Source organism: Castellaniella sp. (assembly GCF_034674885.1).
In the GTDB taxonomy this organism is placed as follows: Bacteria; Pseudomonadota; Gammaproteobacteria; order Burkholderiales; family Burkholderiaceae_B; genus Castellaniella.
Window position 1 is genome coordinate 146585 of sequence record NZ_JAUCDS010000003.1, and the last position, 22446, is coordinate 169030.

The window sequence follows — 22446 nt, forward strand, 5'->3', positions numbered from 1 at the left end:
GTTCAAAGCTGAACTTCTTGCAAAACGGGAGGCCGGGCCGCATCGGCCAGGATGAATTCCGAGGCGCGTTCGGCCATCATGATGATGGGGACGTTCGTGTTGCCCGATACCAGGGTCGGCATGACGGAGCCGTCCACCACGCGCAGGCCATCGACGCCATGAACCTTCATGTGGTGGTCGACGACGGCCATCGAGTCGCCGCGAACGCCCATTCTGGCGGTTCCGGTCGGGTGGAAGATCGTGGCGCCGTGTTCGCGGCAGAAGTGCAGGATTTCATCGTCGCTGTGGGCTTCCAGGCCTGGCCGGTACTCGCGCTTCATCAGATCTTTCATGGGCTGCGTGTCGGCAATGCGGCGCGCCAGCCGTACCGCAGCAATCGCCGTGCGCCGGTCGAGCTCGGCATCCAGGTAGTTGGGCTGCATGGACGGTGGCTGGAACGGATCGGGCGACTGGATTCGTACCCGGCCGCGCGATTCGGGGCGCAGCTGGCAGACGGAATAGGTGCAGCCGGAAAAATCATGGACCTGCGCTCCGGCCAGATCGGCCGACAGCGTGCCCAGGTGGAATTGAACGTCGGGACGGTCCGATTCAGGCAATGCCCGGCAGAACAAGGCCCCCTGGTTGATGCCGATGGCCAAGGGGCCGCTGCGAAACAGCAGCCACTGCAGCCCCATCCTGGCCCGCCCCCAGATGCTGCGCAATTGATCGTTATTGGTGATGGGCTTCGTGACTTCGTAGATCAGGCGCAGCTGCAGGTGATCCTGCAGGTTCTCGCCGACACCGGGCAGATCCCGGACCACCGGGATGCCATGGTCTTGCAGCAGGCCAGCCGGGCCGATGCCCGAGAGCTGCAACAATTGAGGCGAGAGCAAGGCGCCGGCGCAGACGATGATCTCTTTGTTGGCCGTCAAGGTCTGCTGCTGGCCGCCGACGCGGTATTCGACGGCCGTGGCGCGCCGGTCCTGGAAAACGATCCGGGTCGCCTGCGCGCGCGTGATGATCCTCAGGTTGGACCGGCGGCGCGCGGGCTTCAGGTAGGCGACGGCCGAAGAACAGCGCCATCCGCCGTGCGTGGTGAGCTGGTAATAGCCGACGCCTTCCTGCATCCCGGTATTGAAATCCTGCACCCTGGGGACGCCATTGACCTCGGCCGAGCGGATGAACGCCTCGACCAGTTCATGCCTGGCCCGGATGGAGGACGCATACAGTGGACCTGCCGTGCCATGCGTGGGGCTCGGCCCCAGATCGTTGTTCTCGAGTTTGCGAAAGTACGGCAGGCACTCGTCCCAGCTCCAGCCTGGATTGCCCTGTTCGACCCAGTGATCGTAGTCCTGCTTCTGGCCCCGGATGTAGATCAGGCCGTTGATCGAGCTGCTGCCGCCCAGCGTCTTGCCGCGTGGCCAGTAGATCCTGCGCCCCAGCATGTTGGGCTCGGGATCTGTGTAGAAACCCCAGTTCACGTCCTTGTTGAACATCGTCCTGCCGTAGCCGATGGGGATGTGAATCCAGAGATTGGTGTCCGGCGGGCCGGCCTCCAGCAGGCATACGCTGTAGCGCCCGCCGTCACTCAGCCGATTGGCCAGGACGCACCCAGCGGAGCCGGCGCCCACGATGATGTAATCTACGGCCTGGTTCATAGAACGATGACTCCTTCGCGTGTACCTGGCGGCGATCCTGTCCGATTTCGGCCCAGTGTGACCGGACCCGCCCGCACACCACTACGGGGTTAATACTATGAATTCCACGGGTGGCACAGAATGTGCCATTATGGTTTCAGTTGCCGCTGACTCACCGAGCCCTTTCGCCATGAACGAGTTTGTCGACCGGTCCCTGCGCACTCTGCGGATCCTGGAAAAACTGGCTGCTGCCACCCATCCGCAAAGCCTGACGCAACTGGCGCAGCGCACGGGTTTGCCCAAATCCAGCCTGATGCGCACGCTCAACGCCATGGAACACGCCTCCTACGTGATCCGCCTGCCTGGCCGCTCAGGCTACGTCACCGGCCCCAAGGCCCACGAACTGGGCCTGTCCATCCTGCGCACCCCCCAGTTGCTGCGAACCTGCCGCGCGGTGCTCACCCGGCTGGTTCAGATCACCGGCGAAACCTGCAACATGAACATGCTGTCGGGCGATACCGTTCAATACCTGGCTCGCGTCGAAAGCCCGGGGCATCTGCGCTTGCAATTGCACATGGACATCGGCTCCCACGTCCCCTTGCACTGCACCGCCAGCGGCAAGCTGTTCCTGGCCTTCATGCGGCCGGCCGAACAGAAGGCACTGCTGGGCAGGCTGGAACTGAGCCCCATGACGCCCAAGACTCTCACCCGACCCGAGGCGCTGGCATCGGCGCTCGGGTCGATCCGGGATCAGGCCGTCGGCATCGACGACGAGGAATTCATCGTCGGCATGGTGGCGGTCGCCGTCCCGATCCGGGACCCGGACAACAAGATGATCGCCGCCCTGGCCTGCCATGCGCCGACCGCCCAGGCATCCCTGAAGGACCTGATGGAAAAGACGCACTTCATGCGCCAGGCGGCGGACGAACTGGGCCTCATCCTGTCCAGCAACTGACGTTTCAATCACATCGAGTGGATATGGACCCGCACCTGCTCACAGTCATGGCAATCCTGTTTGTCGCGACTTTCATCCGCTCTGCCTTCGGTTTCGGCGAAGCGCTGATCGCTGTGCCGCTGCTGGCTTTCATCATCCCCATCGAAGAAGCCGCGCCGGTAGTCGTGCTGATGTCCATCACGATCGCAGCGCTCATCATCGCGCAGGACTGGCGCCAGGTTCATCTCGCCAGCGCGGGCAAACTGTTCGCGGCCACCGTGCTCGGCACGCCGCTGGGGCTGTGGATGCTGACGGCGGTGGACAGCGCGATCGTCACGACACTGCTGGCGGGCGTCATCATTCTGTTTTCCGGCTATTGCCTGTCGCGCGGCGTCCAGGCCGAATTGAAAGATGATCGGTACGCCTGGGGTTTCGGCTTCCTGGCGGGCGCCCTGGGGGGCGCCTACGGCATGAGCGGGCCGCCTCTGGTGATCTACGGCGCTCTGCGCCGCTGGTCGCCCCAGCATTTCCGGGCCACGTTGCAAGGCTATTTTCTACCGGCCAGCATCCTGACCCTGGCCGGATACGCCCTGACCGGCCTGTGGAACAACACCGTCACGCACTATTATCTCTGGGCTGTACCACCCGCCATCCTGGCCTGTGTCCTGGGGCGCGTCGTCAACCGTCGCATGAAGGGCCCCGCCTTTTTGCGTTGGGTCCATCTGGGCCTGATCGCCATCGGCATCCTGTTGCTGGCCCGGACCCTGGGGGGATGACATGCCCGCGCTATCATGGACGCAGGTTCGCCCGATCTGGAGACTGTAGGATTCATCATGGAAAATTTTGCTGTAGACGGGCTTGTGCCCCTGCCCGACTGCGTCCTGGTACGTGTCGAAGGACCCGATGCCCTGTCATTCCTGCACGGGCAACTGACGCATGCCGTCACAGGCCTGGGCCAGGATCGGGCCGCGCCGGCCGCCTATTGCACGGCCCAGGGCCGCCTGCTGGCCAACGGCGTACTCTGGCGCACGCAGGACGACTGCGTCGTCTGGATGGTGGCGCGCGACCTGGCCGACAGCCTGATCCGGCGTTTGCGCATGTTCGTGCTGCGCGCCCGAGTCACGATCAGCCTGGACGAAACCGCACAGCTCTGCGGCGCCTGGGGGGCCGGCGTCGTGCCGGCCGCCCTGCACGAGGCGCCGGCCTGGTCTCGGGCCGTGATCGAAGGCATAGACTGGGTGGTGGCCCCGATGTCCCGGGCAGACCGGCCCGCCGCCTGGCGCCTGGGCGAGACGGATGCCGCCGACGCCAGCCAGGCCGGCGCCTGGGCAGCCCTGCGGCTGGCGGGCGGCTGGCCCTGGATCCAAACGGCATCCCAGGATCTGTTCCTGCCAGCGTCCCTGGACATGGACCTGAACGGCACCATCGACTTCGCCAAGGGCTGCTACCCGGGCCAGGAAGTCGTAGCCCGCAGCCACTACCGGGGAACAGTCAAGCGCCGCCTGGCGCACGGGATCGCGGCCTGGGCGGCGGATGTCCCGCCCCCGCCGCCGGCAACCGATCTATATCCTGCGGCACAGGCGGGAAGCCGGCCGGTGGGGCGCGTGATCGAATCGGCCCTGCACCAGGGCCAGTTGCACCTGGCGGCGGAAATCACCCTGTCGGACTGGCCAGCCATGCGCTATGCCGTGGGCACACCCGAAGGCGCCGTGCTGACCATGCGGGTGCCGTCCGAGACCGCCTGATCGAGCCCCGGACGGGGCGGTGTTCAGCGCGGCTGGTGGTAGAGCTTCAGGATGCTGGAAAAGTCCAGTTTCCCGTGGCCCTGCGTGCTGTGCAAGGCATACAGGTTGCGAGCCAGTTCGCCCAGGGGCGTCGTGGCGCGCGACTGCATGGACGCCTCGGCGGCCAGCCCCAGGTCCTTGAGCATCAGGTCGACGCCGAAGCCGCCAGCATAGTCATGCGAAGCCGGCGCGTGATCCATGACGCCAGGCCAGGGGTTGTAGAGTTCCGTCGCCCAGTTGCGCCCCGAGCTTTTTGCGATGATATCCGACAGGGTCCTGGGATCCAGGCCATTGGCCACTCCCAGGGCCAGGGCCTCGGCCGTACCGGCCATCTGGATGCCCAGCAGCATGTTGTTGCAGATCTTGGCCACCTGCCCTGCTCCTGCATCACCGGCGTGGAAAATGTTCTTGCCCATGGCCTGCAGGTAAGGCATGGCCGAGTCCAGGTCGGCGTTGGTGCCGCCGACGATGAAGGTCAGAGTCCCCGCCACGGCCCCGCCGGTGCCGCCCGATACCGGCGCATCCAGCATGCGGATGCCGCGTTCGGCCGCCGCCGCCGAGACCTTGCGAGCGGATTCCGGAGCGATCGTGCTGCATTCCAGCACCAGGGTGCCCTTGGCAATCGACTTCAACAGACCGTTGTCTCCCAGGTACAGGCCTTCGACATGGCGGCTGGCCGGCAGCATGGTAACCACCAGGTCGACGCCGGTCACTGCCTCGGCCGCCGTCGCAACCGCTGTAGCCCCCGCCTGGGTGGCGGCCTGCAGCGCGGCAGGCACCAGGTCGAAGACCTTCAGGCTGTGGCCGGCCTTCAGCAAGTTCTGCGCCATGGGGCCGCCCATATGGCCCAGGCCGATGAAACCAATCGTGCTGCTCATTGCGTGTCTCCTTGAAATTATTGTGGGTGTTTGATGAAAACCTCAGCCTCTGAGATCGGCCAGCGGATGCGCCTGCCCCGCCGGCCAGGGCTGCGCCAGAAAGCGTCTCACCCAGTCCGCCGTCGCCTGTTCCAGGGAGGCGGGGCGCCAGCGCGGGGCCTTGTCCTTGTCGATCAACAGGGCGCGGATGCCTTCGCGGAAATCCGGTTCGGAGCAGCAGTGCAGTGAGGCGATGTATTCCATGCGGAAGGTATCCGCCAGGGATTGATGGCGCGCGCGACCCAGCAAGGTGTGGCTAAGCCGCGCCGAACCCGGCGAACCCGCCAGGAAATTCGTGGCCGCACGCACCAGCCAGGGGTCGGCATGGCGCTTCCAGGCTGCGATGGCAGCAGCGATCTGCTGCAGATCGCTGCGATTGCATGCCTGGCGGATTGCATCCGAATGGCGCTGCAGGGGGCCGGGTTCAGGCACATCCAGCGTCATGGCGTCGAGCACCCCATCGATCTGTGCCGCATGCTGGGCTGTCGTACCGGACCAGTCCACTGCAGCCAGCGCATCGACCAGGGTGTCAAAGCCATCAGCCGCGACGGCGCGATCGGCCAGGCCGTAATGCAGGCAGTCCGACGCCCCCAGCTGTGCGCCGGTCAGCGCCAGGAATTCACCGATGCCGCGCGGCAGGCGGCTGAGCATCCAGGTACCCGCCACATCGGGGTACAGACCGATGGTGATCTCCGGCATGGCAAAACGCGTGGTTTCCGTGACCAGACGGTGACTGGCCCCCAGCATCAGCCCCACGCCACCACCCATGACGATACCGCTGCCCCAGCACAGAACCGGTTTTGCGTAGCGGTGAATCTGGTAGTCCAGCCGGTATTCGGTTTCAAAGAAGCTGCGGGCATGGACATTGGCCCAGGCGTCGGACGGCGGGCTGTCCAGCATGCTCTGGTACAGCGCATGCAGATCGCCGCCCGCGCAAAAGGCCTTGTCCCCCGCGCCGCGCAATACCACAGCAGCGATCCGGTCGTCTTCGGCCCAATCCTGCAGGCGGTCGTCGAGCAGACGGCTCATGGCCAGTGACAGGCCATTGAGTGTCTGCGGGCTGTTCAGGGTCGCCAGGCCGATGCGCCGGCCATTGCGGCCAGCCACTTCCTGGAAAAGAACGGGGTCGGGCTGGGATTCGGGAACCGCCGCAGCGGAATCGGGAGCGCTCATCGCAGGTCGGCCTCTTGGGTCAGGATATGGCGCGCCACGATGACGCGCATGATTTCATTGGTGCCCTCCAGGATCTGGTGCACGCGGGTGTCGCGCACCAACCGTTCCAGGGGGTAATCCTTCAAGTAACCGTAGCCGCCATGGATCTGCTGCGCGTCCAGGCAGGACTGGAAGCACAGGTCCGTGGCGAAACGCTTGGCCATGGCGCAGTAGGCGCTGGCCTGCGGATCGCCTTCGTCCAGCTTGCTGGCGGCCAGCCGCACCATCTGGCGCGAAGCCACTACATTGGCCAGCAGATCGGCGAGTTTGAACTGCAGCGCCTGGAAGTCGGCCAGGGCCTTGCCGAACTGCCGCCGTTCCCCCATGTAGCGCCGGGCTGCCTCGTAGGCCCCCTGTGCGGCGCCCACCGAGCAGCTGGCAATGTTGATGCGGCCGCCATCCAGGCCCTTCATGGCGAAACGAAAGCCCTCGCCTTCCTCGCCCAGGCGGTTTTCTACCGGCACACGGACGTCTTCGAAAGTGATGGGCCGGGTAGACTGGCTGTTCCAGCCCATCTTGTTTTCCTTGCGCCCGTACGTGATGCCGGCGGTATCGGCCGGCACCACCAGGGCAGAGATGCCACGCGCGCCTTCACCGCCCGTGCGGGCCATGACAACCAGGACGTCGGTGTCGCCTGCCCCGGAAATGAAGGCCTTGGCGCCGTTCAACACGTAATGATCGCCGTCGCGCCGGGCGCTGGTGACCAGCGAAGCGGCATCGGAACCCGCGCCAGGCTCGGTCAGACAATAGGATGCGAGCATCTGGCCGCTGGCCAGCAGCGGCCCCCAGTGATCGCGCACGGCGGGCTGCGCCCAACTGCCGACCATCCAGGTCGCCATGTTGTGAATGGTGATGAAGGCCGTGGTGGAAGGGTCCACCGCCGCCATTTCCTCGAACACCAGGGTGGCGTCCAGCCGGGGCAGCCCCAGCCCGCCGATGGATTCCGGCGCATACATGGCGCAAAACCCAAGTTCGCCGGCTTTGGCGAAGGCTTCGCGCGGAAATATGCATTCTTCGTCCCACTGGGCCGCATGCGGGGCTAATTCCCCCTGGGCGAATTCACGGGCGGCCTGTGCAAAAGCCTGTTGTTCTTCGGTGAGGCGAAAATCCATGGTGCATGTCTCCGGATCTAGGGTGGTCGCCGCCGTAGAGCGCGGGTGGCGCCATCCGGCGCGGCCCGGCCTGGTCAAGGCCGACCGCTGCGTCGCAGACTTACTGTAGCACTTGGCGCCAGCATCTGTTTGGACAGGCCCACCTTAAATCAGCCGGGCCGAGGCGGCTGTCAATCGGGCGACAATCCACCGGACCGGGTTCCGGGTCCGGCGTCCGGACGCGCGTCCTCAGAAACCTTCCAGGACAGTTTTTCCACACGCCCGTCCACTTTCCTGCAGAGTATGCGCCTGCTTCAGATTGCCGGCGTCGATGGGACTCATGCGCCGCGTGAGCGTGCTGCGGATGCGACCGGCATCCGTCAGGCGGGCGACCTCATCCAGGACGCGGCCCTGTTCGCCCATATCCGTCGTGCCGAATAGAGAACGGGTGAACATGAACTCCCAGTGCACCGAGACGGACTTGCGCTTGAATCCTCGAATGTCCAGGACCTCCGGATCATCGATCAGGCCGAAGCGCCCCTGCGGGGCGATGAGTTCGACCACATCGTCCAGATGCTGGTCGGTAGCAGTCGTCGAGAAGACGAAAGCCGGATTGTCCAGGCCCAGCGCGCTCAGTTGCGCCGCCAGGGGCTGGCGGTGGTTCACGACATGGTCGGCCCCCAGGGACTGCACCCAGTCCCGCGTTTCGGGACGGGATGTCGTGGCGATGACCGTCAGGTCGGTCAGCGTCTTGAGCAGTTGGATGGCCATGGACCCCACGCCTCCCGCGCCGCCGATGATCAGCACCGCATTCGCGGCTCCGGGCACGGGCCGATGCACGTCCAGACGGTCGAACAGCATTTCCCATGCCGTCAGCGCCGTCAGAGGCAAAGCGGCGGCCTGGGCATGGTCCAGCGTCGCCGGCTTGTGTCCGACGATCCGCTCGTCCACCAGGTGGAATTCGCTGTTGGTCCCCGGCCGTGTCAGGGCGCCCGCGTAAAACACCTCGTCCCCAGGCTTGAAGCGACTGACCTCGGGACCGACCGCCAGCACGCGACCGGAGGCGTCCCAGCCCAGAACCTTCCAGTCGGCGCCCTCGGGCTCCACGCGCTGGCGGATCTTGGTGTCCACCGGGTTGACGGACACAGCCGCGATCTCCACCAACAGGTCATGGCCTGTGGGGCTGCCGGGGCGGTCCAGCTCGATATCCACGAGCGCGTCCGGCTGGTCGATGGGGCCGGTCCGGCGGTATCCGATGGCTTTCATGAAGACTCCTGCTTGTCTGAAAATGAATGTGCTCGCAGAATAGCGTCATTCGCAATTCTGTCTCTACGCACAAATTCAGCCTATAGTGACAAAAAGGATACTACGGTGGCCAAATCCAAACATTCACGCTTTGACTGCAGCCCCGGATGCTCGGTCGAAGCCGCCGTCGGCCTCATCGAAGGCAAATGGAAATCCGTCGTGCTGTTTCACCTGCTGGGCGGGACGTTGCGTTTCAGCGAACTCCGCCGCCAGATCGTCAATGTCTCGCCCCGCATGCTGACGCGGCAACTGCGAGAACTGGAGGAAGACGGCCTGATCGAGCGGACGGTCTATGCTCAGGTGCCGCCCAGGGTGGACTATCGTCTGTCGTCCTTGGGACGCAGCATGGAACCGATCCTGCTGGCGCTGAAGGCCTGGGGAGACGCACACACCGGCCTGTACGGCAAGCCGCTGATCCCGGGCCAGAGTCCAGTCGAAGAAATGTGCGGCGCGCCCTGACGGGTTTGCGCAGGCCAAGCCTCCCCCGACCTACTCGGGCCGCTTTCCCCCGCTTCGCCGATGGGCAGCCCTGCGGCGGCGGGACTCCAGGGGATCGAACACCAGGGGCCGGCAGAGTTCCACGCGATCACCCCCGCGCAGCACACGCTGCGGGTCGCAGCGTTCGCCGTAGACGGCCATGATCAAGGGCGAATCGGTGAATTCCGGGAATTCTCTCGCAAAGCCACTGAGGGCGACGACCTGCGCCACCGTGGTGCCTTCCGGGACATCCAGTGCCTGGCGCCACAGGCGTGTGGCTGCGGCAAAGGCAACGGACACGCGCATCTCAGGCTCCGTAGACCGCGTGTGCACGCTGGGTGAAGGAATCGATGAAGCTGGTGGCGATGCGATTGAACACCGGCCCGACCACCGCCGACAGCGCGCGACTGGAAAATGTGTATTCCATGGTGTAGAGCACCTTGCAGCCGTCCTCGCCCAGGGGCTGGAAAGCCCAGTGTCCGGTCAGATTGGAAAATGGCCCATCCACCAGGTGAAAGACGATCTTGCTGGGGTAATGGTGGTCATTACGCGTGGTGAAGCTCTGGCGGATGCCGGCGAAATGGATCTGCACCGTGGCCTGCATGCCCTGTTCGTTCTGCCACTGCACGGTGGCCCCGCCACACCACGGCATGAATTCCGGGTAACGCGCGACATCGGCCACCAGATCGAACATCTGGGCGCAGCTGAAAGGGACGAGGACAGAGCGTTGAATCGAGGGCATCAGCAAAACAAGGTGGTTAGGATAGAATTGGAGGATTTTATCAGCGCATGCCTTATCCATGAGTATTGTAGAAAACCGCAAAGCCACCCATGATTACTTCATCGAGGAGCGCTTCGAGGCCGGCCTGGTCCTGGAAGGCTGGGAGGTCAAGGCGATCCGCGCCGGCCACGTCCAGCTGAAAGAGGCCTACGTCATCGTGCGCGATGGCGCCCTGTGGATCCTGGGCATGCATGTCAGCCCCCTGCCGACCGCATCCACCCACATCCACCCCAACGCTACCCGCACGCGCAAATTGCTGCTGCATGCACAGGAGATCAGCAAGCTGATCGGCAAGGTCGAACAGCGCGGCTACGCCCTGGTACCGCTGAACCTGCATTACAAGGGCGGGCGCATCAAGCTGGACTTCGGCCTGGGACGCGGTAAAAAGCTGCACGACAAACGCGACACCCAGCGCGACAAGGACTGGGCGCGCGAAAAAGAACGCCTGATGAAGCACGATACACGCAAGGAGTAGCCTGTCATAGGCGCCCGGCAGAAATACGGCCCCGGATCGATGCTTGATCCGGGGCCGTTTCATTTTTCCCCAAGCAGATACGGCCAATACGGCGAACTGCCCCCTCATTGGGCAATGACTGTCGGCATTCCACTTGAAGCGTAAACAGCATAATTTTGAAACAAAAATTTGCATTCAAAAAGCAATGGGCCATGGCCCCTGCTTTCAGGGAAACCGAAAACGATCGCCACTCTGGGGGAGGACATATGCGCAAGAACCTGCCGGTCACACAGAAAATCCATGATTACCCTCCTCAACTGACCCTGATCTCCATCACGGACCTCAAAGGCAGGATCACGTACTGCAACGACGACTTCGTCAGTGTCAGCGGTTATCCGAAAGAAGAACTCTTGGGCCAGGCGCACAACATCCTGCGCCATCCGGATATGCCCGAAGAAGCCTTCAGGGATTTCTGGGCCACCATCCAGGCGGGAAAACTCTGGAGTGCCGTGATCAAGAACCGCCGCAAGAACGGCGATGCATACTGGGTGCGTGCCAACGCAACGCCCATGCGCAATGGCGACAGGATCGTAGGCTACCTGTCCGTGCGGACGTTGCCGTCAGCCGACGAGATCGACGCGGCACAACGGTTGTTCTCGATCATGCGCAAAGAGTCCGAACGCGGCCGCCTCTCCTGGCGCCTGCGCGACGGGCTCCCCGTTCGTTCCGGTCTGCTTCATGCGCCATCCAGATGCCTGCACCCCGGCCGCCAGGGAAAGGCCCTGTTGCTGGGACTGCTGGCTGCCGCCGGCCCCAGCGCGGCGGCAGCCCTTGGATTCCCCATGTGGGGAATCCTGGCAGCCGGCGTCCTGACGACGGCATTGGCCTGGCGAGGCATCCTGAGATTCTTTGCCGCGCCCGTCGATCACGTAGCGGAAGTTGCGCGCCATCTGGCCAGCGGGGATCTCTCGGAATTCATCGCCGTGAATCGCTTTCGCGATGCACGCGACCTGATGTTGCCGGTCAACCAATTGGCGCTGATGATACGCACGGTCATCTGGGATGTCAGGCAGTTCCTGTCGAACGATGCCCACGTCGTCGCCGACCATAGCCAGGAAATGCTGCAGCGCGCCGAACAGCAGGCCGAAGGCTTGTCCAAATCAGCAGCCGCCATCGAACAGATCGACAGCACGATCAGCCAGACCTCCGACATGACAAAGGACGGGACTCGTCTTGCGGATGAAACCGCGGGCGCCGTGCGACGCAGCCAGGATGCGGTCGAGACCCTATCGGAGACGATGCGACAGATCGACGAGTCCTCGCGCAGCGTCAGCGACTTCGTCCAAGTGATCGAGTCGGTGGCCTTCCAGACCAACATCCTGGCGCTCAACGCCGCTGTTGAAGCCGCCCGGGCTGGGGAGCACGGGCGGGGCTTTGCCGTGGTGGCTTCGGAAGTCCGCACCCTGTCTCAACGCACGGCTGATGCGGCCCGACAGATCCGGCATCTGATCGAACAATCTCATGATCGGGTCCGGCAAGGCAACCAGGGAATGGAACAGACCCGGGCACGCATGGGCGAAGTCGCACAATCCGTGGAACGCCAGGGCCGCATCCTGAAGGACATCAACCTGGCCACCGAGGAGCAGGCCACCGGTATCCAGGAAGCCAGCATCGCTTTGCGAGAACTGGATCAGATCACGAAAAGCAATGCCCTGATGGCTGAAGGGCTGGCGCAACTCGCCAGGAAAATGGAATCCAACTCCCGGGCGTCACTCGACAATGTCCGCATCTTCCGGCTGTCATCGAATGACAAGACACATGCCGAAACCGATGCAGTCGAATTGCGGCGCATGAACAAAGCGGACGTGCCATTGCTGGCCTGAACGGACGTTCAGGCGCAGATCGTGAATCCCTCGATCTCCAGCAACCGCGCCTTGCGCCCGAGCCCGCCGCCATAGCCGTTCAGGGTGCCATTGCGCGCCAGGATGCGGTGGCAGGGGATGATGATGCTGATGGGGTTGCTGCCCACGGCTGTGCCGACGGCGCGGCCGTGGCCCGCCCCCAGCCCGGCGCGCTCGCCCAGTTCGCCATATGACAAAGTCGCCCCGCAGGGCACGTCCAGCAACGCCTGCCAGACCCGTTTCTGGAAAATCGTGCCCTGAGGATCCAATGGCACGTCGAACACCTGGCGCTCGCCGCACCAGTATTCATCCAGTTCCCTGCGGGTCTGCTCCAGCACGCTCAGAACACCGGCAGGCGTGTCGTCCTGCAGCAGCCGCATCGCTGCCGGCTGCATGTGATCCACGCCCCCGACACCAGGCGTCTCCAGAGGGAACAGTTCGCCAGCAGCCGCATCGCCCGCCCGGACGGCTTTCAGCGTGCGCGCCGCCCTGCCCCGCACGATACCCGCCGAGGGCTGAGAGACGATCTCGGACGCCGGCGCCAGGCCCGGCAGGTGCGGGCAATCCCGCTGATCGGTGAAATACAGCCCTGTCAGGCCCAGCGCATCCGCCGTCAGCAGGATTTCGCCCAGCGGGGAAGAAAGCAGTGCGTGAAACGACATGGCATGGATCTCCACAATCTAAACGAAAAAACCTCGACCGATGAGGGCCGAGGTTCCGGGCCGGCGCCCCGAAGACCACCGGGGCGCCCATGCCGATCAGACGATCAGGCGGCGACTTTCGTGTCGGCCAGCCGCTGCCAGGTGTCGACCACCGTATCCGGGTTCAGGGACATGGACAGGATACCCTCGTCACGCAGCCACTGGGCCAGGTCGGGGTGATCGCTGGGGCCCTGACCGCAGATGCCGACGTACTTGCCGGCCTTCAGGCAGGCCTGGATGGCGCGGCGCAGCATGAACTGCACGGCCGGATCGCGTTCGTCGAAATCCGCCGCCAGCAGTTCCATGCCCGAATCGCGATCCAGGCCCAGGGTCAGCTGGGTCATGTCGTTGGAACCGATCGAGAAGCCGTCGAAGAACTGCAGGAATTCGTCGGCCAGGATGGCATTGGTGGGGACCTCGCACATCATGATCAAACGCAGACCGTTGTCGCCGCGCTTCAGGCCGTGCAAGGCCAGCAGGTCGATCACGCGCTGCGCCTGGCTGAGCGTGCGCACGAAGGGCACCATGATTTCGACGTTGGTCAGGCCCATCTCGTCGCGAACCTTCTTCAGAGCCTCGCATTCCATGCGGAAGCACTCGGCGAAGTCTTCCGAGATATAGCGCGAGGCCCCACGGAAGCCCAGCATGGGGTTCTCTTCCTCGGGTTCGTAGCGCGAACCGCCCACCAGCTTGCGATATTCATTGGACTTGAAGTCCGACAGGCGCACGATGACGGGTTTCGGATAGAAGGCCGCGCCGATGGTGGCAATGCCTTCGGAGAGCTTCTCCACGAAGAAGGCGCGCGGGCTGGCGTAGCCCCGGGCGGCCGATTCCACGGCCTTTTTCAGGTCGCCGTCGACGTTGGGGTAGTCCAGGATGGCCTTGGGGTGAACGTTGATGTTGTTGTTGATGATGAATTCCAGCCGGGCCAGCCCCACGCCGCCGTTGGGGATCTGCGAGAAATCGAAGGCCAGTTGCGGATTGCCGACGTTCATCATGACCTTCAGGCCGATGTCGGGCATTTCTCCCCAGCGGACTTCCTCGATTTCGGTCTCGATCAAACCGTCGTAGATATGGCCCTCGTCGCCTTCGGCGCAGGACACCGTGACCTCGCGGCCATTGGCCAGCACGTCGGTGGCGTCGGCGCAGCCGACGACGGCCGGGATGCCCAGTTCACGCGCGATGATGGCGGCGTGGCAGGTGCGCCCGCCCCGGTTGGTGACGATGGCCGAGGCCAGTTTCATGACCGGTTCCCAGTTCGGGTCGGTCATGTCCGTGACCAGGATATCGCCGGCCCGGACCTTGTCCATTTCGGAGGCGTCGGCGACCACCCGCACAGTGCCCGAACCGATCTTCTGGCCGATGGCTCGGCCGCGCACCAGCACCTCGCCCGTGGCCTTCAGGCGGTAGCGTTCCTGCACGTCGTGATGGCCTTGCTGGGACTTCACGGTTTCCGGGCGGGCCTGCAGGATGTAGAGCTTGCCATCGATGCCGTCGCGGCCCCATTCGATGTCCATGGGACGCTGGTAATGCTTTTCGATGATGGTCGCGTAGCGCGCCAGTTCGATGATCTCGTCGTCGGTCAGGGAATAGCGGTTGCGTTCGGAGGCCGGAACTTCCACGGTGCGCACGGCATGACCCGAAACGCGCTGCTCGTCGAATTCCATCTTGATGAGCTTGGAGCCGATGCGCCGGCTGATGACCGGGTAGTGGCCGGCTTCCAGCGTGGGCTTGAAGACGTAGAACTCGTCCGGGTTGACGGCGCCCTGGACCACGGTTTCACCCAGGCCGTAGGACGAGGTGATGAAGACGACGTCCTTGAAGCCGGATTCGGTGTCCAGCGTGAACATCACGCCAGCGCTGCCCTTGTCCGAGCGAACCATGCGCTGGATGCCGGCCGACAGGGCAACTTCGGCGTGCGCATAGCCTTTGTGCACGCGATAGGAGATCGCGCGGTCGTTGTACAGCGACGCGAACACGTGACGGATCTTTTCCAGCACGTCGTCGATGCCGACGACGTTCAGGTAGGTTTCCTGCTGGCCGGCGAAGGATGCGTCGGGCAGGTCTTCGGCGGTAGCGGACGAACGTACGGCAAACGAACCCTTGCCATCGGCATCCAGCTGGGCGAAGGCGCCGCGAATGGCCTGTTCAAAATCGGCCGGAAACGGCGTGTCGATCACCCATTGGCGGATCTCCGCCCCGGCGGCGGCCAATTCGCGCACGTCGTCGGCATTCAGGGTGTCCAGGCGGGCCTTGATGCGGGCGTCCAGCCCGGTGGATTTCAGGAAGTCGCGAAAGGCGTCTGCGGTGGTGGCAAAGCCGCCCGGCACCCGGACCCCGGCGCTGGCCAGCTGACTGATCATTTCACCGAGAGAAGCGTTCTTACCCCCTACCGAGTCCACGTCCGACATGCGGAGCTGCTCGAACGATACAACGTACGACATGATGTCACCTTTGAGATAGAAAAAGCGTGTTTGCGGGACGCACGCCGCCCGGGGGGATGCCCCAGGCCATTGAACCGCGCGGCAGCGGCCCGAAAGGGGCGCCGCGCCGTCTGCGGTCGGCATGCGTCCGGCAAACCAGCCTTGCCTGAGCATCGGGTGACTGGTAACCTTCGCGGATTGTACCGTTTCTCAGGCTTGGTGGTTCAAAATCCATGATTGATCCCGTCATCGAACGCCCCGTGTTCATCGTCTCGGACAGCACCGGGATTACCGCTGAGACCTTCAGCCATGCGGTCCTGTCGCAATTCGAGGAAATCGCCTTCCAGGCGGTGCGCCTGCCTTTCATCGACTCGGTCGAAAAGGCCGACGCCGCCGTGCGGCGCATCACCCAGAAGGCGGAACAGGGCGGGCCTGCGCCCCTGGTATTCAGCACCCTGGTCGACCCGGAAATCGCGGATCGCATCCGCGAATCCCCCTGCATCTTCCTGGACCTGTTCGGCGCTTTCGTGCAGCACCTCGAAGGCGTGCTGGGGGTAAAGTCCAGCCGCTCGGTGGGTCGATCACACACCAACGGGCTGTCCAAACAATACAACAACCGCATCGAGGCCATCAATTTCAGTCTGGCCCATGACGACGGCCAATACATCCAGGGGCTGGAACAGGCCGACGTCATCCTGGTGGGGGTGTCGCGCTGCGGCAAGACGCCCACCAGCCTGTACCTGGCCATGCAGTACGCGGTCAAGGCGGCCAACTACCCCCTGATTCCGGAAGACTTCGACCGGGGCGCCCTGCCTGCCACGCTGCTGCCTTTCCGGCGCAAACTGTTCGGCCTGTCGATCCAGCCCGAGCGCCTGGCCGAAGTGCGCAACGAACGCCGGCCCAACAGCACCTATGCATCCCTGAAGCAGTGCCGCCAGGAAATCGCGGACGCCGAACGCCTGATGCGCATGGAAAACATTCCGTGGCTGTCCACCACAACACGTTCCATCGAAGAGATCTCGACCAAGATCCTCGACGAGGTCGGGCTGGACCGCACCACCTACTGATCCGATCGGTCCGGCGGGGGCCACAACCATGCTGGCGTGCAGAAAAGGCGGCGTCAGCCAGCCTGCTGCCGTCGCTGTTCGAACAGACAGATGGCCGCTGCGGCTGCGACATTCAGGGATTCGACCCCCGTCGACTGCGGGATATGCACGCGCCAATCGGCTACTGCCAGCAGATCCGCTGCCACGCCGCGCCCCTCGTTGCCGAACAACCAGGCGCAGGGTTGGCGCAAATCCTGTTGATACAAGGAACCAGCCCGTTCCAGGGTCGTGGCGGCCAGGGGAATCTGCAGGCGCGCGCGCAAGGCCTGCAAATCCACGTGTTCGTGCACGCGCAGGGCGAAATGGGCGCCCTGCCCGCTGCGCAGGACCTTGGGCGACCAGGCGGCTGCGCAGCCCGCAGACAGGAAGGCGGCCTCCAGGCCGGCCGCCGCCGCCGTGCGCAGCAAGGTGCCCAGATTGCCAGGGTCCTGGACCCGATCCAGCCACAGGCACCCCTCGGTGATCTGGTTCGGCAGAGCGGCCCCGGGCGGTTCGACCAGGAAGAACACTGCGGGGCCATTTTCCACCTGGGACAGCATGCGCGCGAGGTGATCTTCAAGCACGATGCGGCGCGTGGATTCGCAATCCTGCCACAGTGGCTTGATCCAGCCCGGGGACTGCGCCTGAATGGCCTCGCTGACAATCAGGGCCTGCGGCGCGCCGTTGTGTTCCAGCCAGGCGCGGCACAGGTGCTCTCCTTCCAGGATCACCCGGCTCTCTCGATGGCCCGGTCGGCCCTGGGCCAGGCGCAGCCAGAGCCGGTAATCCGGATTATCGCGCGAGGCGATGTGCCTCACGGGCGCTGTGTGGCTCATGTCTGGACATCCTGCAGAAGACGACGAACGGGGGCGAAGCTGCGCCGGTGCGCCGGACAGGGGCCGAATTGTGCCAAGCGTTCCAGATGCAGGGCCGTGCCATAGCCCTTGTGCTGATCGAAGGCGTAGTGCGGATACTGGGCATGCAGATCCAGGCAGCAGGCATCGCGGGCTGTCTTGGCCAGGATCGAGGCAGCTGAAATGGCGGGTTCCAGCGCATCGCCGCCGACCACGGCGCGCGCAGGACATGGCAGGCCGCGCGGCAGGCGGTTGCCGTCCACCAGGATCAGCTGCGGTGGGCGCGACAACGCCTCGCAGGCCTGGCGCATGGCCTGCAGCGTGGCCTGCAGAATGTTCAGGTGGTCGATGGTATCGACGTCGGCCTGGGTGACGGCCCAGGCCAGGGCCCGTTCGCGGATCTGCGCGGCCAGGACTTCGCGGCGACGGGCGCTGAGCTTCTTCGAATCCGCCAGCCCCTCGATGGGGTGCAAGGGGTCCAGGATGACGGCAGCGGCGAACACCGGGCCGGCCAATGGCCCCCTGCCCGCCTCGTCCACGCCGGCGATCCAGTCCGAGGAGGCCTGTGCCGAACCGAACAGATCAGGCTGCGCGGCCATGGCAGACCTGCAAAATGGCATTGGCGGCCAGTCCCGGGGTGTCGCGGTCCAGGGTGTCGTGCAAGACGGCAAAGCGCTGCGCCACCCGCCGGCCGTGATCCTGATCGCTCAGGGCGATCCAGGTCTGCTCCGCCAGGGCGTGCGGCGTGGCGGCCTCCTGCAACAATTCGGGCACGACGAATTCCCGTTCCAGGATGTTGGGCAGTCCTACCCAGGGCAGGGTGGGCGCGTCCTGGCCGGACTTCCAGGCCATGATGCGCCGCATCCAGGGGCTGATGACATAGGAAATGACCAGTGGCCGCTTGAACAGTGCGGCCTCCAGCGTCGCGGTGCCGCTGGCCACCAGCACGGCGTCGGCGGCCTCCATCGCATGCCAGGCGATCGGCCATTCGGCTGAATCCAGCCCGTCGGCGCGCGGTACAACGCCGGGCGCCGACGGCAAAGCCCCCAGCACCTGGCACCCCGGCACCGGATACTGCGCCAGAATGCCCTCGAACTGGGCCCGCCGCTGCGCGTTGACCACAGGCACGATGATCTGAAGATCCGGGTCCTCGCGGCGCAATATCTGCGCAGCCTGCAGAAAACGTGGCGCCAGCAGGCGCAGTTCGGATTCCCGGCTGCCCGGCATCAGCGCCAGGACGCGCCGGTTCGGAGCCAGGTTCAGCGCGGTCCGGGCGGCTGCTCGGTCAGGTGATTTGGGAATCAATTCCGCCAGGGGATGCCCCACATAGGTAACCGGCACGCCCTGTTCGCGATAGAGATCGACTTCGAAGGGAAACAGCACCAGCATATGCGACACGGCGCGGCGGATCTGATGGATGCGTTCGAAACGCCAGGCCCAGATCGAGGGTCCGACGAAATGCACGGTGGGAATGCCGGCCGCACGCAGTTTTTCTTCCAGCCGCAGATTGAAATCGGGCGCGTCGACTCCGACGAACACGTCAGGGCGCTGGTCCAGGATGCGGCGACGCGTATCGCGCCAGGTGCGAATCAGGCGCGGGGCCTGGCGCAGCGCATCGACATAGCCGAAAACTGACAATGCGTCCATGGGATGCCATGCCTGAAAGCCCGCGCGGGCCATCGCCGGCCCGCCGATACCAGCCGCCACAGCGGCGGGATCACGGGCTTGCAGCCCTTGGATCATGCGGGCAGCCAGCAGGTCCCCGGATGGCTCGCCTGCGACGATCGTGGCGCGAATCCCGCTGGTCGTCATGACCAGCCTCGGTGGCCCCACGCCCGCGTGCCCGCAGGCCCGGGCTGGCTGGGCGCGTTCATGGGCGCGCAATGCCCCGACTGGACGCCTGCAGAAAGTCGATCAGAGCCTGCACGGCAGGGGCTTCTGCAGGGTGGTCGGCTTGCAGGTCCCCCAGGGCCTGGACGGCTTGCTCGATATCGAGTTTGCGGCGGTACAGGACTTTGTAGGCTTCCTTGAGCACCTGCACATCGGCGGGCGTGAAGCCTCGGCGGCTGAGGCCCTCGGAATTGATTCCGATCGGACGAAAGGAATCCCCCGCGCCGATCATGTAGGGGGGCACGTCCTGGCGCACGGAACTGGTGCCGCCGATCATGGCATGCGCCCCGATGCGCACGAACTGGTGCACGGCCGACAGGCCGCCCACGATCGCCCAGTCGTCGATATGGATGTGCCCGGCCAACTGCACGCTGTTGGCCATGACGATGTGGCTGCCCAACTGGCAATCATGGGCGATGTGCACATAGGCCATGATCCAGTTGTCGTTGCCCAGGCGGGTGACGCCCACGTCCTGCGCAGTGCCGATATTGACCGTCACGTATTCGCGGAACGTGTTCCCGGCGCCGATTTCCAGCGTCGTGGGTTCACCCTGGTACTTCTTGTCCTGTGGAATGCCGCCTATCGAGCAGAAGCGATAGAAATGGTTGTCCGGCCCGATGGTGGTGTGTCCGTCGATCACGCAATGCGGCCCGACCCGCGTGCCGGCGCCGATGCTGACATGTTCGCCGATGATGCTGTAGGGGCCGACGCTGACGCCGTCACCCAGGATGGCCCCGGGCGCCACGATCGCCGTGGGATGGACCTGCGCCGCAGCCATCATTCTTCCAGGATGCGCACCGCGCACATGATCTTGGCTTCCGCCGCGATCTGGTCGCCGACCTTCGCCACGGCCGTGTATTTGCAGATCGAACGGCTGAGCTTGTCGGCGGAGACTTCCATGCGCAACTGGTCGCCCGGCACCACCGGCCGGCGAAAGCGCGCCCCGTCCACACCCACCAGATAGTAGGCGATCTTGGTGCTGGCCAGATTGGGCGCACCGGCATCGGCAAAGGAAAACAGAGCCGCCGCCTGAGCCAGGGCTTCGATGATGAGCACGCCGGGCATCACAGGATGATGCGCGAAATGACCCTGGAAGAACGGTTCGTTATATGTGACATTTTTGATGGCGACGATGCTCTTGCCCGGATCCATTTCCAGGACGCGGTCCACGAGCAGCATCGGCTGCCGATGCGGCAGCCGTTCCATGATGTCTTTGATATCGAGTTCCATTATCGTGTGTCCTGCTTGTTGTTCTTCGGCTCAGCCTGGCTGGCCGCTTGCCGCTCCGCCGCGCGGATGCGTTTGCGTAACTGGGCCAGCTGGCCGATGACTGCCGCGTTGTGCTGCCACGCGCCGTGCTCTGCCACAGGAAAGACCCCGGTATAGCGGCCGGCCTCGAGAATATCGGATGTCACCGCCGTGCCACCGGAAATATGCACGTCATCGCCCAGCGTCAGATGTCCGCCGAACATGGCCGCCCCCCCGATCACGCAGCGCCGGCCCATGGTGGTGGAACCGGCCACCCCCACGCAGGCCGCCATGGCCGTGTGATCGCCGATGCGGCAATTATGACCGATCATGATCTGGTTATCGAGCTTGACGCCATCGCCCAGCACCGTGTCTTCCACCGCGCCCCGGTCTACCGTGGTGTTGGCACCAATTTCCACGTCGCTGCCTACCTGCACGCCGCCCAGCTGGGCGATCTTCGCCCAGGCGCCCGGAGTGCGAGGATCCGGCGCAAAGCCGAAACCATCCGCCCCCAGCACCACGCCGGCATGCAGGATCACCCGATCCCCGACCTGCACGCCGTGATAGAGCGTCACGCGGGCATGCAAGAGGCTGTCGCGCCCGATGGCGCAGTCCGGGCCGATGATGCAACCTGCCCCGATGCGGGTCCCGGCGCCGATGCGCGTGCCGGATTCGATCACGGCCAAGGGCCCCACATGGACGTCGTCTTCGAGGACGGCGTCATCGGCGATCACTGCGCTGGGGTGGATGCCCCGAGGCAGGCCCGCCAGGCGATGCCGGTCGAACCATTGCGCCAGGAGCGCATACATCAGGTAGGGCTGGCTGCACAGCACCGGCACCCACGCGGGAGATTCAGGATGGGCGGCCTGGAATGCCGCCCAGTCTTCGGTACGAAGAATGACCGCCGCCGCCTGGCACTGGATCAATTGGCCCTGCAGGCGCGGATTGGACAAGAAGCTGATCTCGGTCGCACCGGCTGTGTTCAGGGATCCGATCCCCGCAATCGGCCGGCCAAGCGCATCGGCTCCGCCGGTGATGGTGCATCCCAGCCCGACCGAGTCGGCAGCCTGTAACAGCTGTGACAGCGCAGGAGCCCGCTGGGGCGCAAGCAACACCGGCATCGGGAATCAGCCGCCCAGCGCTTTGATGACCTGGTCGGTGATGTCCACGCGCGGGCTGACCGTCACAGCGTCCTGGATGATCAGGTCGTAGTTCTGCTGTTCGGCGATCTTCTTGATGGCAGCATCCGCCTTTTCAACGATGGACGAGAATTCCTCGTTGCGGCGGCGGTTGAAGTCTTCCTGGAATTCGCGGCGCTTGCGTTGCAGGTCGGAGTCCATGTCCTGCAGCTGTCGCTGACGTTTGACGCGCTCGGCTTCGGACAGCACGGGGGCGTCTTTGTCGAGCTTCTGGGCCTGGGCGCGCAGGCTGTCGGCCAGTTTCTGCAGATCCTGGTCGCGCTTCTTGAATTCGGCTTCGATCTTTGCCTGGGCCGCCTTGGCCGGCTTGGAGTCGCGCAGAATGCGCTCGGTGCTGACAAAGCCGATCTTGGTGCTCTGGGCATAGGCCGGAACGACGAACAGCGCCCCAAGGCCGATCGCAGCAGCCACGGCCAGGGCACGATGACTGGACACGGCGCGTTGCGCCAACGTTGAAACATTCAAACCTGAAAGAATCATGATGATAAAACCACCTGCCAGGAAGGCTGCGACAAAAAAGAACTATTGTGCCATTAAACGATCGGAATCAGAAACCTGTACCGATCTGGAATTG

General features: G+C 64.5%; 23 protein-coding genes. 7 read left to right on the forward strand and 16 right to left on the reverse strand.

From position 1 onward, the window contains the following. Window positions 1-2: 2 nt before the first annotated feature. Window positions 3-1637 (reverse strand): choline dehydrogenase, encoded by a 1635-nt coding sequence (locus VDP74_RS03800; RefSeq protein WP_322998294.1) that lies wholly within the window; start codon window positions 1635-1637, stop codon window positions 3-5. A gap of 169 nt (window positions 1638-1806) precedes the next feature. On the opposite strand from VDP74_RS03800, the gene VDP74_RS03805 reads away from it, so the two are divergent. The 3 genes from VDP74_RS03805 to VDP74_RS03815 are packed head-to-tail and all read left to right on the forward strand — an operon-like array spanning window position 1807 to window position 4295. Then, a complete protein-coding gene (locus VDP74_RS03805) occupies window positions 1807-2571 on the forward strand; it encodes an IclR family transcriptional regulator (protein ID WP_322998295.1) in 765 nt (254 codons plus the stop codon). Between the two features lie 47 nt (window positions 2572-2618). Continuing rightward, window positions 2619-3326: a sulfite exporter TauE/SafE family protein gene (locus tag VDP74_RS03810; protein WP_322998296.1), complete on the forward strand. Its 708-nt coding sequence runs from the start codon at window positions 2619-2621 to the stop codon at window positions 3324-3326. Between the two features lie 57 nt (window positions 3327-3383). Further along, entirely contained in the window at window positions 3384-4295 is a 912-nt protein-coding gene (locus VDP74_RS03815) for a folate-binding protein (protein ID WP_322998297.1), read from the forward strand. A gap of 23 nt (window positions 4296-4318) precedes the next feature. On the opposite strand, the gene mmsB is transcribed toward VDP74_RS03815, so the two are convergent. The 4 genes from mmsB to VDP74_RS03835 form a co-directional block, all read right to left on the reverse strand. After that, on the reverse strand, window positions 4319-5212 hold the full coding sequence (mmsB, locus tag VDP74_RS03820) for a 3-hydroxyisobutyrate dehydrogenase (protein WP_322998298.1): 894 nt from the start codon (window positions 5210-5212) through the stop codon (window positions 4319-4321). A 42-nt stretch (window positions 5213-5254) separates the two neighbouring features. Further along, complete coding sequence (locus tag VDP74_RS03825; RefSeq protein WP_322998299.1) at window positions 5255-6424, reverse strand: enoyl-CoA hydratase/isomerase family protein; 1170 nt, start codon at window positions 6422-6424, stop codon at window positions 5255-5257. Further along, on the reverse strand, window positions 6421-7575 hold the full coding sequence (locus tag VDP74_RS03830) for an acyl-CoA dehydrogenase family protein (protein WP_322998300.1): 1155 nt from the start codon (window positions 7573-7575) through the stop codon (window positions 6421-6423). The genes VDP74_RS03825 and VDP74_RS03830 overlap by 4 nt, the downstream gene beginning before the upstream one ends. A 228-nt stretch (window positions 7576-7803) precedes the next feature. Continuing rightward, a complete protein-coding gene (locus VDP74_RS03835; protein WP_322998301.1) occupies window positions 7804-8820 on the reverse strand; it encodes a zinc-binding alcohol dehydrogenase family protein in 1017 nt (338 codons plus the stop codon). Between the two features lie 105 nt (window positions 8821-8925). On the opposite strand from VDP74_RS03835, the gene VDP74_RS03840 reads away from it, so the two are divergent. Next, on the forward strand, window positions 8926-9318 hold the full coding sequence (locus VDP74_RS03840) for a helix-turn-helix domain-containing protein (RefSeq protein ID WP_322998302.1): 393 nt from the start codon (window positions 8926-8928) through the stop codon (window positions 9316-9318). A gap of 30 nt (window positions 9319-9348) precedes the next feature. Here the strand turns inward: VDP74_RS03840 and VDP74_RS03845 are convergent, their stop codons facing one another. Both VDP74_RS03845 and VDP74_RS03850 read right to left on the reverse strand, forming a co-directional pair. Next, the gene (locus tag VDP74_RS03845) at window positions 9349-9642 is read right to left on the reverse strand and encodes an RnfH family protein (RefSeq protein ID WP_322998303.1); all 294 of its coding nucleotides are present in this window, start codon (window positions 9640-9642) and stop codon (window positions 9349-9351) included. Between the two features lies 1 nt (window position 9643). Beyond that, window positions 9644-10078 (reverse strand): type II toxin-antitoxin system RatA family toxin, encoded by a 435-nt coding sequence (locus VDP74_RS03850; RefSeq protein ID WP_322998304.1) that lies wholly within the window; start codon window positions 10076-10078, stop codon window positions 9644-9646. A 58-nt stretch (window positions 10079-10136) separates the two neighbouring features. On the opposite strand from VDP74_RS03850, the gene smpB reads away from it, so the two are divergent. After that, window positions 10137-10592 carry an SsrA-binding protein SmpB gene (gene smpB / locus VDP74_RS03855; protein WP_322998305.1) on the forward strand — a complete coding sequence of 152 codons (456 nt, stop codon included), beginning with the start codon at window positions 10137-10139 and terminating at the stop codon, window positions 10590-10592. Between the two features lie 245 nt (window positions 10593-10837). Then, window positions 10838-12454, forward strand: coding sequence for a methyl-accepting chemotaxis protein (locus VDP74_RS03860; protein WP_322998306.1), 1617 nt, complete (start codon window positions 10838-10840; stop codon window positions 12452-12454). An 8-nt stretch (window positions 12455-12462) separates the two neighbouring features. Here the strand turns inward: VDP74_RS03860 and VDP74_RS03865 are convergent, their stop codons facing one another. Continuing rightward, entirely contained in the window at window positions 12463-13134 is a 672-nt protein-coding gene (locus tag VDP74_RS03865; protein ID WP_322998307.1) for a methylated-DNA--[protein]-cysteine S-methyltransferase, read from the reverse strand. A gap of 104 nt (window positions 13135-13238) precedes the next feature. Continuing rightward, window positions 13239-15617, reverse strand: coding sequence for a phosphoenolpyruvate synthase (ppsA, locus tag VDP74_RS03870; protein WP_322998308.1), 2379 nt, complete (start codon window positions 15615-15617; stop codon window positions 13239-13241). Between the two features lie 212 nt (window positions 15618-15829). On the opposite strand from ppsA, the gene VDP74_RS03875 reads away from it, so the two are divergent. Next, on the forward strand, window positions 15830-16663 hold the full coding sequence (locus VDP74_RS03875; protein ID WP_322998309.1) for a pyruvate, water dikinase regulatory protein: 834 nt from the start codon (window positions 15830-15832) through the stop codon (window positions 16661-16663). 53 nt (window positions 16664-16716) lie between these two features. Here the strand turns inward: VDP74_RS03875 and VDP74_RS03880 are convergent, their stop codons facing one another. From VDP74_RS03880 to VDP74_RS03910, 7 genes are read right to left on the reverse strand one after another with little or no spacing between them, the layout of a single operon-like run. Beyond that, complete coding sequence (locus tag VDP74_RS03880) at window positions 16717-17499, reverse strand: RNA methyltransferase (RefSeq protein WP_322998321.1); 783 nt, start codon at window positions 17497-17499, stop codon at window positions 16717-16719. A 14-nt stretch (window positions 17500-17513) separates the two neighbouring features. Next, the gene (gene rnhB, locus VDP74_RS03885; RefSeq protein ID WP_322998310.1) at window positions 17514-18134 is read right to left on the reverse strand and encodes a ribonuclease HII; all 621 of its coding nucleotides are present in this window, start codon (window positions 18132-18134) and stop codon (window positions 17514-17516) included. Beyond that, window positions 18118-19347, reverse strand: coding sequence for a lipid-A-disaccharide synthase (gene lpxB / locus VDP74_RS03890; protein ID WP_322998311.1), 1230 nt, complete (start codon window positions 19345-19347; stop codon window positions 18118-18120). Before lpxB ends, rnhB begins: the two co-directional genes overlap by 17 nt. Before the next feature lie 58 nt (window positions 19348-19405). Next, on the reverse strand, window positions 19406-20203 hold the full coding sequence (gene lpxA, locus VDP74_RS03895) for an acyl-ACP--UDP-N-acetylglucosamine O-acyltransferase (protein WP_322998312.1): 798 nt from the start codon (window positions 20201-20203) through the stop codon (window positions 19406-19408). Further along, a complete protein-coding gene (fabZ, locus tag VDP74_RS03900; RefSeq protein ID WP_291768721.1) occupies window positions 20203-20655 on the reverse strand; it encodes a 3-hydroxyacyl-ACP dehydratase FabZ in 453 nt (150 codons plus the stop codon). The genes lpxA and fabZ overlap by 1 nt, the downstream gene beginning before the upstream one ends. Further along, entirely contained in the window at window positions 20655-21794 is a 1140-nt protein-coding gene (gene lpxD / locus VDP74_RS03905; protein ID WP_322998313.1) for a UDP-3-O-(3-hydroxymyristoyl)glucosamine N-acyltransferase, read from the reverse strand. Before lpxD ends, fabZ begins: the two co-directional genes overlap by 1 nt. Before the next feature lie 6 nt (window positions 21795-21800). Then, window positions 21801-22352 (reverse strand): OmpH family outer membrane protein, encoded by a 552-nt coding sequence (locus VDP74_RS03910; protein ID WP_322998314.1) that lies wholly within the window; start codon window positions 22350-22352, stop codon window positions 21801-21803. Between the last annotated feature and the right edge of the window lie 94 nt (window positions 22353-22446).